The sequence below is a fragment of the Pseudoalteromonas sp. UCD-33C genome, from assembly GCF_001306895.1.
In the GTDB taxonomy this organism is placed as follows: domain Bacteria; phylum Pseudomonadota; class Gammaproteobacteria; order Enterobacterales; family Alteromonadaceae; genus Pseudoalteromonas.
This window is the reverse complement of record NZ_LJTB01000001.1, coordinates 56707-70536: the sequence shown is the minus strand read 5'-3', so window position 1 is coordinate 70536 and position 13830 is coordinate 56707. Positions and strand designations below refer to the sequence as shown.

9 protein-coding genes are annotated in these 13830 nt (G+C 42.3%); 6 read left to right on the top strand and 3 right to left on the bottom strand.

Annotation, left to right across the window (positions count from 1 at the left end; genetic code table 11):
• The first annotated feature begins 221 nt into the window (after positions 1-221).
• The 4 genes from AOG26_RS00245 (at position 222) to AOG26_RS00230 (ending at position 4352) form a co-directional block, all read left to right on the top strand.
• A complete protein-coding gene (locus AOG26_RS00245; RefSeq protein ID WP_054560699.1) occupies positions 222-986 on the top strand; it encodes a MipA/OmpV family protein in 765 nt (254 codons plus the stop codon).
• 15 nt (positions 987-1001) lie between these two features.
• Positions 1002-1655: a hypothetical protein gene (locus AOG26_RS00240; RefSeq protein ID WP_054560698.1), complete on the top strand. Its 654-nt coding sequence runs from the start codon at positions 1002-1004 to the stop codon at positions 1653-1655.
• Between the two features lie 111 nt (positions 1656-1766).
• Positions 1767-3134 (top strand): alkaline phosphatase PhoX, encoded by a 1368-nt coding sequence (locus AOG26_RS00235; protein WP_054560697.1) that lies wholly within the window; start codon positions 1767-1769, stop codon positions 3132-3134.
• 141 nt (positions 3135-3275) lie between these two features.
• Positions 3276-4352, top strand: a complete 1077-nt coding sequence (locus tag AOG26_RS00230) for a hypothetical protein (protein WP_054560696.1) — start codon at positions 3276-3278, stop codon at positions 4350-4352.
• On the opposite strand, the gene AOG26_RS00225 is transcribed toward AOG26_RS00230, so the two are convergent.
• The 3 genes from AOG26_RS00225 to AOG26_RS00215 form a co-directional block, all read right to left on the bottom strand.
• Positions 4349-5044 (bottom strand): ATP-dependent Clp protease proteolytic subunit, encoded by a 696-nt coding sequence (locus AOG26_RS00225; protein ID WP_054560695.1) that lies wholly within the window; start codon positions 5042-5044, stop codon positions 4349-4351. The two genes, AOG26_RS00230 and AOG26_RS00225, sit on opposite strands and share 4 nt — an antisense overlap.
• A 43-nt stretch (positions 5045-5087) precedes the next feature.
• Positions 5088-6008 (bottom strand): alpha/beta fold hydrolase, encoded by a 921-nt coding sequence (locus tag AOG26_RS00220; RefSeq protein ID WP_054560694.1) that lies wholly within the window; start codon positions 6006-6008, stop codon positions 5088-5090.
• Positions 6009-6162: 154 nt separating this feature from the next.
• Complete coding sequence (locus tag AOG26_RS00215) at positions 6163-8532, bottom strand: TonB-dependent receptor domain-containing protein (RefSeq protein ID WP_054560693.1); 2370 nt, start codon at positions 8530-8532, stop codon at positions 6163-6165.
• Positions 8533-8784: 252 nt separating this feature from the next.
• On the opposite strand from AOG26_RS00215, the gene AOG26_RS00210 reads away from it, so the two are divergent.
• Positions 8785-10038 carry an MFS transporter gene (locus AOG26_RS00210; protein WP_054560692.1) on the top strand — a complete coding sequence of 418 codons (1254 nt, stop codon included), beginning with the start codon at positions 8785-8787 and terminating at the stop codon, positions 10036-10038.
• A gap of 143 nt (positions 10039-10181) precedes the next feature.
• Positions 10182-13742: an ImpA family metalloprotease gene (locus AOG26_RS00205; protein WP_054560691.1), complete on the top strand. Its 3561-nt coding sequence runs from the start codon at positions 10182-10184 to the stop codon at positions 13740-13742.
• Positions 13743-13830: the final 88 nt, after the last annotated feature.

The window sequence follows — 13830 nt, the reverse complement described above, 5'->3', positions numbered from 1 at the left end:
GCAGAGTATAAATAAACACAAACCCCCAGGTGATTGCTGAGAGTATGAAATCGCTTCGATGTATCAACGTTTGCAAGAGTTTGTTCATACGCTTAGTTTAATCCGCAATTATTCGTTTATGTATATGACAAATGTCACGATTAAATATGTGACATTTGCAGCAAGTCAGCCCTAATGGTGAGGCGTTAAACTGCATAAAACACCAATATAGGGACATTATCATGACCAAACATGAATTTCTGCGAAATAGTCTTTTTTCTTATCTGTTGATTGCAGCTTATTGTTTAGCAGCATTATTTGTTGATGATGCCAAGGCCGATGAGCAATCACAGCAATGGCAAATGGAGGTCGGTGCTGCACAATTGGCCATTGATACAGCATGGCGAGATCACGATATTCAAACCATGGTCTTGCCATACTTCAACGCCCGAAAAGGCAACTGGCGCATAGGGCCTAAATATGGCTTAGTGCAATATGCCTTTTTACAAGGCGCAGAATTTGAAGCGTCAATGGGGCTTAGTTTCCGAGATGAAACCTACGATAGCAGTTTAATCTTTAGTGATGAGTTGTCGGATGATGAGGTTTTCACTGACTATAAAGACGGCAAAGGTGAGCTAACCTTCAGAACGCAGCTGCAATATAAACAGCTTTTTGTTCGTTTAGCGCAAGATATTTCGAATCACTCCGATGGACTTACGTTTCTTGCCCGCTATAACCTACCGATTTATGGCCAAGGATTAGGGTTACAGCTAAGTGCTGATCTCGGTTTTTATTGGCAAGATAAAAAATACACTCAATACCTGTATGGCATAGCTAATGGCAATATCGCCCCTGAGTTTGGCAGATATGAATATCAGCCAAGTGCAGCCCTAAACCCATTTACCTCGCTAAACCTGACTTATGTTTTTAATGAGCAGTGGTCTGGCCCGCTCGTGGGTGAAACTGCCAAGCAGCAATTCGCTGCAACTATAAATTATCGTTTTTAGAAAAAGGGATGAGCAATGAATTATCTACTGAGATTATGCATTTTACTCTTACTTACTGGTTGCAATAGCGCTGAAGAGGAAGTGTTTGACGAAGACGATTTATACCAAGGTGTCTATGAAAATGACTATTATGTTTATAACTTTAGCGAGTACCCGGTTGATTTTTATATGATGAACCTACGAAACAACACACCAACAAGCGCAATTTATAAGGAGCAGAACTTCCAGCAATCAATCGATGGCTACGGTGGTTTTGAAAAGCTTAACTTTAAGCGTTCAGTGGTCTCAAAGGTTGGCTTTGCAGCTTTTTATGATGCTGAAATAAAAGCTCATCTACAAAAGTGGGTTGTTAGTGATATAGCTAATTATGTGATCAGTTATATGGATGGCGAAACGCTGAAACTGGCTTTTTTAACACGCACTGAGGCTGTAGATAGTGGTGATTACCCTGTGGTTAGGCTGGTTAGTTTTATCGGCAATACGAACTACAGCTATAAACTTGCTAATAGTGAATTAACTGAAGCAACAGCAACAGCTTATATACCGCTAACTCATTGCGCTAGTGACTTACAAATTGCAGGTTTTGAATTTGATTTTTGTAACTTAGAGCAGCGTGGTTACTTAATTGTGCTGCTACCTAATAAGCAACTAGCAATCATCAAAGAGTAGTGCTTTATGACAATTTCGTGAATATTGTGATAATGTAACTTTTTATCGTTTCATTGCTTTATAATGCCTTTTTTATTTGTATGATAAAGCTGGTTTTAGCTTGGAGTTAGCATGGTTTCACGTCGAGAATTTTTAGTAGGGGCGGGCACATTAGCCTTTTTAGGATTATCAAAAAGTGCCATAGGTAAAGTGTCGTTAGGTGATTTAAAAACAACGGCTGTCGGCTTTGGTCCGTTAATTTCTGATCCAGATAAATTGCTCGACTTACCCGAGGGATTTAGTTATCAAGTAGTTTCAAGCCTAGGTGAGAAAATGTCTGATGGGTTTACAGTACCGGACAAAGCTGATGGCATGGGCTGTCTAGCGCTTGGTAATGACCGTGTTGCATTAGTGAGAAACCATGAGCTCAAACCAAAAGATTTAGCGAAAGCTGAAGCAAGTATTGCCAACCATAAAACGCCCCTGGCTTTTGATACTAACAGTGACGGTGTGGCGTTACCGGGTGGCACAAGTCATATCGTTTATAACTTAAAAACCCATCAAAAAGAGCAAGAATACCTGTCATTGGTTGGCACTATTCGTAACTGTTCTGGCGGTATTACGCCATGGGGCACTTGGCTTACGTGCGAAGAAACCACCGATACTAAAGCCGATGGATTTAATCAAGACCACGGCTATATTTTTGAAGTACCCGCAAATAGCAAAGGCTTAATTAAACCTGAGCCATTAAAAGCCATGGGTCGATTTAACCACGAAGCGGCTGCTGTTGATCCGCGTACGGGCATTGTTTATCTAACTGAAGATAAAGGTGATAGCGTCTTTTATCGTTTTATTCCAAAGGAATATGGCAAGCTGCATAAAGGCGGGCAATTACAAGCTATGGTGGTAAAAGGTAAGCCACAATTCGATAGCCGCAACTGGAATAATAAAGCCATGGGGCTACATCAAGAGCTTGAGGTTGAGTGGGTCAATTTAGATAACCCTGAAAGCCCGAAAGACGACTTACGCCTGCGCGGATACAAACAAGGTGCGGCACTATTTGCTCGCGGTGAAGGTATTCACTGGGGTGATAAAGAGCTTTATTTCTGCTGTACCAATGGCGGTAAAAAACAACTTGGTCAGGTTATGAAATATCAGCCATCAGAATTTGAGGGCACAGATAAAGAAGCACAGCAACCAGGTAAAATCTCGTTGTTTGTCGAAAGTACTAGCAAAACCCTTTACAACTTTGGCGATAACCTAACCGTGTCACCTAATGGTCATTTAATTGTTTGTGAAGACCAGTACACCGATGTGGTTGATAATCATCTTCGTGGTGTGACACCAGATGGGCAAGTTTATAATTTTGCCCGGTTAGTGGCGCAAACCGAGCTGGCAGGTGCCTGTTTTTCACCAGATGGTAGCACATTGTTTGTGAACGTTTACTCACCTTCAAAAACACTTGCTATAATAGGCCCATGGCATAAGTTTAGTGTTTAATTAAAGCTTATTTTAAATAGCCACTGCGAAGTGGCTTTTTTTGTACCACGAAAATTTATGTTCCTCTTTTTATAATCAGCTGTTCTAGTTAGAATCACTTTGTTTTACAGGAAAAAATAATAAAACCAAAACGGAGTTGATATGTCTGTTACTGAGCAGAGTCGAGAGCAAGTTAAAGAAAAGCTAGTTAAGCAAAGTCCACTTGCAGCCGCAATCGGCGTAGCGTGCTGGAGTATCCCAATCATTATTTTATGGATCACAGTATTTTCAATTAAAAGTGCTATTGGGCCAGTAATGTTAGTGATTAGCGGCGTACTCGTTGGCCTAGCCGTTCGTATTCATGGGCGTGGCTATGATCGTATCTTTTCAGTTATTTCACTTATTGCATACCTATCAGTAATCGCTGTTGCGCTCAGTTCGGAGGTTTTGATCAGCGGTACATTGTCTTTATCAATTTATGCTTTGTTATTTGCACTTGGCTCTTGGTCAGCAGCATTTATTGCACGTAAAAGCATTCCATTTATTGATCATAAGTTATTTGCTGAGGTGTATGAATCTGGTGAGCTAGCAGGGTATAAAAAAATTAAAAATCATTGGTTGGTAGTATTACCGAGTACCCTAATTGCTACATCATGTTTGAGTTTTGCAGGCGCCGTTGGTGCATTTGCTCACCAGCAGTATTTGTCTATTGAAAAACAGGTAGAACAAGAGCAACATCAAGCTGCTAAGTTTAGAGCAAAACATATTCCGACAGATGATGAGTTTCTTGCAACCTTGTCTGACAAAAAAGCATTTAGCTATGCTTTTGCCTATTATTCCGGTCGTCACTTTGATGAACGAGGCGTTTATCAGGGGAATTTTCCGCAAGATACATTTAAATCAGAAACTATTTTACGTTATCTCGTTGAACATAAAAATGAACCTAGAGCGCAATTTATTCTGGGAAGAATGCTTGCTTTTGAGCGTGGTGAAGCACTCATGGCAAGCTCAAGACATAGCGGTGATCAGTTCGCTCGGTTATATGACATTTATCAATTCGGTTGCCATATAGATGCAAAGCAAGGACGTACGCTATTGCAAAGCTTTAAAAAGCTCGTAACAGAGCAGTCGGTGATCATCGATATTCAGCAAATGCAGAGTAATGATTTTCGTGATTATTGCGACATTCTAGATGACACCGAATTTGATTACCGTTATATCCGTGATTACAAAAGCTAATCCCCAAGCTCACTAATTATTAGTAACGGAAAGTTCTTTGCCGAGCGGGGCTGCCAGTCTGCAAACTCAATATTATTCACATTCAGTGTATTGAGTGCTTTTTTTGAGTAGCTCCAGCCTCTGGCTTTTTGTGCCACAGCTGCACGTTTTAGCTCTTCAGATAAACCAATCGTTAGCAAGTCATGATTAACCCCGCGTTTTGCATAAAAGGCTTTTTCACGAGTCACGGCTTTTGCGATTATTTCATCGTAATGAGTGCGTAAAGTCTGCCACTTGGTTGTTTTTTCTGGCTCTTTTAAATGCGTTACCATGGCATCAATATCGCTATCTCGCCAGCGAGCCGAAGCGGCATCGCCGTGCCAACCGACAATGGCGTTCTTAGCTATGGTGGTAGGGTTTCCTGCAAGCAATACGTAATTCGCACACGACGAAAAGCAAAATTGTTTTATATGAACTTTTAAATTATGCGCCAAAATTAATTCGGCGAGGTCCATACCTAAATCAACGTTTCCGCCACCACTGGTAATTTGTATGCTGTTTATGCTTGGCTGCTCAGCCAAAAGCTGTGCAACATGTTGATTGTTTTTGGCACTAATTTCGCCCTGATAAATAATGCGCTGCTCGCTTAGTGACACACCGGCAAAGCTTAACCAAGGGATAATTAAAAACAGACTAAAAAATACACGCAACATAAAACGCTAACCTTATAAATTGTATGATAATTCTATCATGCTTTTAGGGTTTTTTAGCGGCTTTTTTGGCGCTGACTTTAGCTGCGTGTTTAGCAATCCACTTAGTCATTTTTTTCATTAAAGCGGGCGGAAAATCATGACCCATACCAGGCACAACTTTTAACTTACTGCGCTTTATTAACAGTGCGGTGTTGATACCCGCAGACAGTGGCATAACAGGATCAGCGCTGCCATGAATTACTAATGTGGGGGCTTTAATCTTTTTTAGTAATTGCTCGCGATAAGGCGTTGCGGCAATGGCTGCAAGCTGACGTTTAAAGCCAGTTTGATTCGTGTGGGCCCGTTCAATATAGCGCTGTGCGTTGGCGTATAAAGCGTGTTCATCTTGTGGGTAGGCTGGGCTGCCAATGAGTTGGTTGAGCCTAACATTGTAATCAATCGCGGCTTCTTTATTACTGCTTCGGGGGCGTATTTTAGCGAGCTTTACTAGCAGGTTAATGTTTGAACCCGAAAACGATAACGGCGAGCTACTCGACATAATTGAAGTTAAGCTCAGTACATGTTTTTTATACTTTGCCGCGGCAATTTGCGCAATCATGCCACCCATCGAAGCCCCCACTAAGTGCGCTTTTTTGATAGCCAGTGCATCCATTAATTCTTTTACATCGCGAGCCATGTCATCGAGCGAATATGGCAGCTTTGAGCGAATCGGTAATCGGCGGCTAAGCCAATGCTTCACCAGGCTCGGCTTGCCTAACTCATCTAACGATGAGGACAGCCCTGCATCACGATTATCAAAACGAATAACCCGAAAGCCTTTTTCGACCAAGCCAAAATATAGCGACTCTGGCCAAACGGTAAATTGAGCACCTAAGCCAATAATTAAGATGATCACTGGCGCATTTTTATCGCCTTCATCTTGATAACTAATACAGATACCACTGGCTGTAAGGATATGTTCCATAGACTGACAAATAAGCTTACGCAGGTATCATCAGCTTAGTGTGTGAAGTTGGCAGTTTAGTGACAATAAAAAGAATACTGATAGTAGGAGTAATTGTGTAGTTAGAAAAATAGACAGCACATGACTGCATGCTGTCTATTTTCAGGGAGTTTTCTTAGAAGTAAGCGGTGACGCCAATCCAGAAGTTACGGCCTTTATCTTTAACGTTGTAGTCGTCTGTGAATGTGACTTCGCTAACTACACCACGACCTGTTAGGTATTCGTACTCACCATCGCCATTTAGGTCGGTATAGCTAGTGCTATATGAGGTGAAATCTTCGTCTAATAGGTTGTTTACACGGGCATTGATTTGCACGTACTCATTTACATAAAACTGCGCACCTAAATTAAGTAGGTTGTAGTTTTTGTAATATAGCGCTTTGTCGTGCACGTTATCCCAACCGCGGTAACGGTCTGAACGATATACACCTTGTAGGTATAAGTTCATAAAGTCAGTCGCTTCCCAGTTTAGGGTAAGGTTTGCCATGTGCTCAGCTGAGTTAGTTAATGGCTGACCTTGTTCAGGACCGCTCTTTTGTTCGCTATCAGTCCACGTGTAGTTACCGTTAACAGACACTGTTTTAGTGATAGTGTATTGACCAGCAATTTCAACACCTTGAAGGTCTACTTCGTCGATATTGATCTTTTGGCTGTAGCTATCGTAGCCAAGTTGATCGTACTGACCTAAGTTCACACAAGGGCGTACATCGTTAGTTTGTTCACAGCTTAAAATAGTGTCGCCGCGGGCAATTTTGTCTTCAAACTTGGTGTTGTAGTAAGTCACATTAATGTTGTGATCGCCATCAAGCGAAGTCCAGTACAGTGCAACTTCAGAGTTCACACTGGTTTCTGGTTCTAAATCTGGGTTACCCGCAAATGGGCTTGTGCCCTGACCACCAAATCCGGTGATACCGTCGTAAAGATCAGTGGTTTGCGGCGTTTTATAACCTGTACTCACACCCCCTTTTAAGGTCCAAGTGTCAGAGAGGTTATATACACCGTAAACGCGCGGTGATACTTGGCTGCCAAATACATCATGGTCATCGTAACGAGCACCTAATGTAAAGGTGAAGTTGTCAGTTGCCATCCAGTTATCTTCGGCAAAGATTGAGTACATGTTTTGCTCTTGCACTTGACCTGCTTGGTCACTTTCAAGGCCAAATACGCCGTCTTTTAATTCACCGTCGATAAGCTGACCACCAATTGCTAGGTTATGGCTACCAAAGCTACCTGTGATAGGAATATCAAAGCGTAAGTCATAGGTATATTGGCTGCTTTCAAGTGGGCGAGCAGGGCGCGGTAAGAATGTTTCTTCGGCTAAGTCTTTACGTGCTTGCTCGTCCATTCCTTCGTATTCGCCAGTACCATCGTACATAGCTTGCAGCTCTAATCGCTCGCTTACACTCAGTGGTAAAGTACGGCCATTGTTTTGCGTATCAACATAAGATACAGAGGCTTTAATCGTTGCCCAATTAAGTTCACCATCATAACTGAGTGACCACCATTCACGGTCAAACTCTTGGTCTGCCGCATAACCTGCGCGCGGGTTTACTTGGCCGCGGCGGTCTTGCCAAATTGATTCAATGTTATCTTTAGTACCAAGCGGGTAAGTAATGGTGCCTGACTCAATGTCGTAGCTTGGCGTGTTGTCGTACACTTGGCTTGAGTTATCGTAATCAAAACGTAAATGATGCGACTCAAACGGTGTATAAGTTAAAGTAAAACCATACTGCTCGTTTGTATTATCAACGGTACGACCGCCACTACCAAAACCTAATGAACGAGCATGTACAACACCATTAGGATCGGTTGCTGGTTCAAATGTTGGCGATGATGCTTGTTGCTCGTAAACGCTGCCGCGTACACCTAAGCTTAATACGTCTTTGATAAGCGGACCCATCACACTAAAGTCAGTGGTAATGTCATCACCAAAATCATCGTTTTGTTGTAATGAACGGCTAAAAGATACTGCACCGCTCCAGCTGTCAGTGTGCTTTTTAGTGATGATATTAATTACACCACCCAGTGCATCTGCACCATAAAGCGTTGATGCAGGGCCGCGAATTACTTCAACGCGCTCAATGGCATCGACCGGTGGTACGTGGTTAAACGCGTTACCACCAAAGTTGTTTGGATAAATATCGCCATGGTTGTTTTGGCGTTTACCATCAATAAGTAACAGGGTGTATTCACCTGTTAAACCACGCATACTTACACTGCCTTGGCCTGTTTTATCACGAGTTGTGCCAATGTCGATACCTTCTAAATACTGCACAGCATCAAGTACTGAGGTGAAGGCATGAGACTTAATATCTTCATTAGTGATAATTGAAATACTTGCAGGTGCTTCGGTAACTTTTTGCTCAAAACCCGTTGCAGTAATAACTAAGCGTTCCATATCTTGTTTCGGCTTAGCGTCATCAGCAAAGGCTGAAAAATGTGTTGTTATGGCAAGTGCCAGTAAGCTTGGTTTTATTGATTTCATTGTAGGTTTCCAGTTCTTTTTGTAGGTTATCCCTTTGAGGAACGCTGCGTATACTACAGAAATGAAAAATACAATCAATAACTATTCTTATTTAGATTAATCTTTTTCAAGTTGGCTTAACACTATTCACAATTAAGTTGCGTTTGTTTTTTAGCTAATTAATACGCTGTTACAAACAAGTTTTAGATTAAATACCCAAGGCAGATTCAGTTCCTGTATAGTGTTTTAATCATCATCATAAAAATTAAAATAATGAATTCAGATATCTCTTTAGCGCGCTTTAAGCAGTTTCCTGTGCTTATGTGGATCTTCTTATTTGGCTCGTTTATTACCCGTGGCAGCTATTACATGGTATGGCCATTTCTTGCGGTGATCTTGTACGAAAAGTTTGCTTTATCGGCGACAGAAGTCGGTTTGGTACTTACCAGTGCTGCCGTGATTTCGGTGTTTACCAGTTTTATTGGCAGTAGCCTCTCAGATAAAGTGGGCCGGCATACGCTGATGTACATCACTGGTGTGCTGTATATTATTTCTTTCTCGCTGTTGGCTGAGGTAGAAACCGTGGCCGGTTATGTGATTGTGATGACCTTATGCTCTATTGCGACTGCACTTTGGCGACCACTAACCAGTGCGGCGATTGGCGATATTATTAATGATGCACAAACTCGTGAGCTGGCCATGCAGTCGCTGTACTTTATTGTTAATGTGGGCTGTGCGGTGGGTCCATTAGCTGGGGTATGGCTAGGTTTAACAGGTGAGCAGTCGAGCTTTTATATTACCGCAGGGGCATTTGCTATTTTATTAGTGCTGCTTGTTTGGGGCTTTAATTTTAGTGATAAAGCCGCCAAAAATACTGCCGCAATCGACGAGCCTGAAGAGAAAAAACCAGCTGTACAAGGCAAGCAAATCTTACGTATTCTATTTGCAGATAAGCTGCTGCAGTGTTTAATTTTAGCCAATATTTTGTGCATGTTTATTTATGCGCAAATGGATAGTTCACTCATACAATACCTAACTCGTGCAGAGGCACCCGACCTACTTGCATTGATTTCTGCGCTGATATTTACCAATGCGATAGTGATCATTTCAAGTCAATTTCTGCTGTTAAAAATGATGGCGCGATTTAGCCTAACGGTACGAATACAAATTGGTTTGGCGCTATTGATGGTGTCGCAGTTTTGGCTCGCACTTAATCCAATCGATTTATTCTGGGGCTGGATAGGTGCGATAGTGGTGATGAGCTTGGCCGAAACCATTTTGTTTCCGACGATGAATGTTCACCTTGATAGGCTCGCACCATCAAACTTACGTGGAGCCTACTTTGGCGCGGCTTCGTTTTATGATTTAGGATTTGCTTTAGCACCCCTCGGTGGTGGTTTAATTTTAGATTATTACGATGGCCCAACTTTATTCTTTGTAGCGGGAGGGCTTTGCCTTGTGGTGATTTACTTATACGCCATACTCGAAAAGTTACCCAGACCCGATTTCGCAAACCCAAGCTCGTAACCCTTAAATAGCCCCTTTATGGGGCTTTTTACGCTTTAACAATTAATGACAGCGATATCAATTTACGTATTTTTTCCGAGATATTAGTTTGTAGTATCGGCTTATAATGTTAAAAAATTGTTTACCATACCGATAAGAACTCAATGAACGCACCTTACTCTTTGTGCATACGCTCGCTATTATGCTCGGCTGTATTGCTAACACTTGCTGCTTGTGGCGGCTCAGGCTCAGATGAAAAACAAACAACAACCCCTCCTGTAACCGAAACACCACAAAATCAAGCGCCGCAAATCAGCGGTCAATCACAGACTTTACGTGTTGGTGAAACCTTGAGTTTTAGCCCTGAAGTCTCTGATCCAGATAATGACCCACTTACTTTGTCTGTAACAAACTTACCAAGTTGGCTAAGTTTTAATGAAGCCTCAGCAAGTATCAGTGGCACGCCTGAGCAAGTAGGTAAGTATGCAAACATTGAGTTTACGGTCACTGATGGGCAGCTCTCTGCACAGCTTTTGATTGATATTAATGTAGAGGCCAAACTTATTGAAAATACACCGCCAACGCTCACGTCCATCCCATCGGATAGCAATGAAGGCCAAGCTTATACTTACCAGCTAACATTTACTGATGCACAAAATGACACTGTGGTAGTAAGTGAAGTTAGTAAACCTGATTGGCTTAGCTTTGATGCGACTAACCTCAGTTTTAGCGGCACGCCCTTGTTTGCGAATACGGGCGAACAGCAAATTCGTTTTCGTTATTCAGATGGCGAAGTGACGCAGCAGGCAGAGCAAACATTTAACATCGCTGCCAGAGCAAACTCAGCGCCTGTGGTGTCTCCACTGAGTAGTGAAGTTCGTGCTGAGCAGGCTTTGAGTGTGCAGTTAATCAGCACCGATGCAGACAACGATGATGTGAGCTTAACCTTAACAGGTTTACCAACGTGGCTAAGTTTTGATGAGCAAACTAGCATCTTATCAGGCACCGCGAGTAATGAAGAACTTGGTGAACATAAATTCACAATCACAGCCTCTGACTCACGTGTACAGGCAAGCTTTGAGTTTGTGTTAAACATCACCCAAAGTTATGTGGCCGAGGCACTCGAAACGGGTAATGCGCTGGTTGTTCCAAACAGTGAGTTGCTACTTGATGCTGCGCTTAATGAAATAGATACCCACAAAGCGCGCTTTCAAAGCATTAAAAATAGCTTATTTGCTTTTGGCTCAAGCTCCGCTCTTGATGAATTAAACTGGTATCCAACATGGGATGCAACGTTATTAAATGCCACTTATCCATTCAATGAGCCAGTTCTACTTACCAACAATAGTTGGCAAGATGGCTACGAGACAAAAGTCAGAAACCTTGCTGTAGTTGGAACTAGTGATGGGGAGCAGGGCCGTTACTTGGTATTTGGTAGTAATCCTTATCGAAATACCATTAACGAGCAAATGACTCAGTTTTTGAAAAACAGCACCACATGGTTAGCTGGTAGAGAAATAACCGCAGAGCAGCCACTTAAACTTGTATTAGCGCAACTTGATCAAAGCTATTACTTTCAAGATAGGATTAAAACGCGAGAGTGGTTTGATAGTCAATATGAAGGCATGGTGAGCTATAACGACAATACAAGTTGTGACAATGACGCTTTAGCGGCGTGTTTAACAACTGACACGGATGTACTGATTATCTCTCAGCATGAGCGTGAAGGATTAAATATTGAGAATGTTGTGGCTGCAGTAAAGCAAGCGCAAGCAAATGATATAGCGGTGATCTATATTCAGCGTGATGGTAGTCAAACAGCACTAGGTAAAGCGCTATTTGAATTACTCCATGTGAGCGTTGCAGGTGATAACTATTGGCACCGATTAGAACTGGCACAGTGGAACCCAATTGCTATCAACGACAGCTTGCCAACTGATGCGCAAACTATTAAAGACTTACTTAGCCGCTTTAAAAGCAGCGAATTTAGTGTTGATTTAAGTGCCTGTGATAATCGTAGCTGCCCAGCTGAAAGCCAATATCAGCAACAGTTTAGTGATGCGGCAACTATCATTAATTCGGTTTTTAGAGGTTTTGACCAAGCGAAAACAGATATCTTTACTGAGCAGGGCTATCGCTTTTACCAGTTACTGGCGCTGCTTGCAGATCATTATCGCCAAGTTGTGAGCTTCCCGATGGATAAGCTAAGCACCGATAATACAAGCTTCTTTCGCGCACTGTTTACTGATCATGCGGTATTAAATATACGTAAAGTTAATCCACTTCAAGTTGATATGGGGAATTTCAGCCGTAGTGATTTTAGTCATGTAACACCTAAAACCGTCACCGTGAATATGCAGAGTAAGGCGTATTTTCGCTCAACGGGTGTGTATGCCTTGCCGGGGCAAACATTTGCTATCAAACGCACCGATAATCAAGCAGTGAATACCAAGGTGTTTGTTAATACTCTGCGTGATGGCGCAACACATTACATGAGCAGCAATGGCTATAATCGACCCGCTAAATTGCAGTCGGTTCATGTGCCTATAGAGACAAATGAAACGGTCTATTTTACGTCACCTTATGGTGGGCCAATTCAAATTGAGTTTGATCAAAATGATTTAGATGTCAGCTTTGAATTTAGTAATGTAGGTGAGCACCCGTATTGGCGCAGCAGCAGTGATGATGAGCGCTTTGCTGAGTTGCTTGAAAAAGGCGACTATGATTGGGCTGAGGTAGCAACCGGTGGCTTTGAAGTGCATTCAAAGCTCGAGAAAATGCGTATTTCAATTAACGATGGTTATTGGCCCATAGCGTCTGACTTCGCCCATGCAGTAGAGCGTTATACTCATAACTATCCGCATGTACTTGCTGGTTTCAAAGGGCCGGGCATCGATGTGGTTAGCGAAATTCATGACTTTGCGAGTGCACGCAATATTGAGGTGCAAACAATTGATATTGTAAAACATATGAATGCAGACCAACCGACCTGTGGTTGGGGTTGTTCTGGTAATCCGTATGACGCAGGTTGGAATTTTAATCCAACTGGGCATGGCGATATCCATGAATTAGGGCATGGACTTGAAAGAGGGCGCTTCCGTATCGAAGGGTTTGGTGGCCATTCAAATACCAACTTTTACTCCTACTACAGTAAGTCGAAGTTTGAAGATGAAACCGGCTTTTCGGCATCGTGCCAAAACTTGCCATTCGAGAACTTGTTTGATCATTTACAAGCCAGTAAACAAAGCGCAGATGCATTTGCTTATATGCAAGGTTTAGCGATGTCAGAGTGGTCGCAAAGTCACGCTATTTATTTACAAATTATGATGGCCGCACAGGCACACAATAAGCTTGAAAACGGCTGGCATTTATACCCTCGCTTACACATCTTGGAGCGTGCGTTTAATCTAGCTGATAACAGCGAGACTAATTGGCAGGCACAAAAAGATGCACTTGGCTTTTCAAGCTACAGCTTGTCGGAGGCACAAAGCATAGGCAACAATGATTGGCTATTAATAGCGCTTTCAGAAGCAGCCGAGCTCGATTTGAGCAACTACTTCAGCATGTGGGGCATGGCAACGTCAGACAAAGCAAAACAGCAGGTTAAAGCAAAAAACTACACGGTATTAGGTGATGTTTACTATGCCTCATCTGCCACAGGTTATTGCACGACGTTAAATCAAACAGAGGTTGCAATTGATGGAGCTCAAAGCTGGCCTGAATAATACACCGCTTTGTTAAGTTGATTGGTATTTGTATTTAAAACGCCAGCGAAAGATTTCGCTGGCGTTTTTATTATTAGATTAGTGAAAT

Bases quoted from the DNA above. Each gene is read 5' to 3' on its own strand.
- AOG26_RS00245 (WP_054560699.1), top strand. From the start codon at position 222: ATGACCAAACATGAATTTCTGCGAAATAGTCTTTTTTCTTATCTGTTG.
- AOG26_RS00240 (WP_054560698.1), top strand. From the start codon at position 1,002: ATGAATTATCTACTGAGATTATGCATTTTACTCTTACTTACTGGTTGC.
- AOG26_RS00235 (WP_054560697.1), top strand. From the start codon at position 1,767: ATGGTTTCACGTCGAGAATTTTTAGTAGGGGCGGGCACATTAGCCTTT.
- AOG26_RS00230 (WP_054560696.1), top strand. From the start codon at position 3,276: ATGTCTGTTACTGAGCAGAGTCGAGAGCAAGTTAAAGAAAAGCTAGTT.
- AOG26_RS00225 (WP_054560695.1), bottom strand. From the start codon at position 5,044: ATGTTGCGTGTATTTTTTAGTCTGTTTTTAATTATCCCTTGGTTAAGC.
- AOG26_RS00220 (WP_054560694.1), bottom strand. From the start codon at position 6,008: ATGGAACATATCCTTACAGCCAGTGGTATCTGTATTAGTTATCAAGAT.
- AOG26_RS00215 (WP_054560693.1), bottom strand. From the start codon at position 8,532: ATGAAATCAATAAAACCAAGCTTACTGGCACTTGCCATAACAACACAT.
- AOG26_RS00210 (WP_054560692.1), top strand. From the start codon at position 8,785: ATGAATTCAGATATCTCTTTAGCGCGCTTTAAGCAGTTTCCTGTGCTT.
- AOG26_RS00205 (WP_054560691.1), top strand. From the start codon at position 10,182: ATGAACGCACCTTACTCTTTGTGCATACGCTCGCTATTATGCTCGGCT.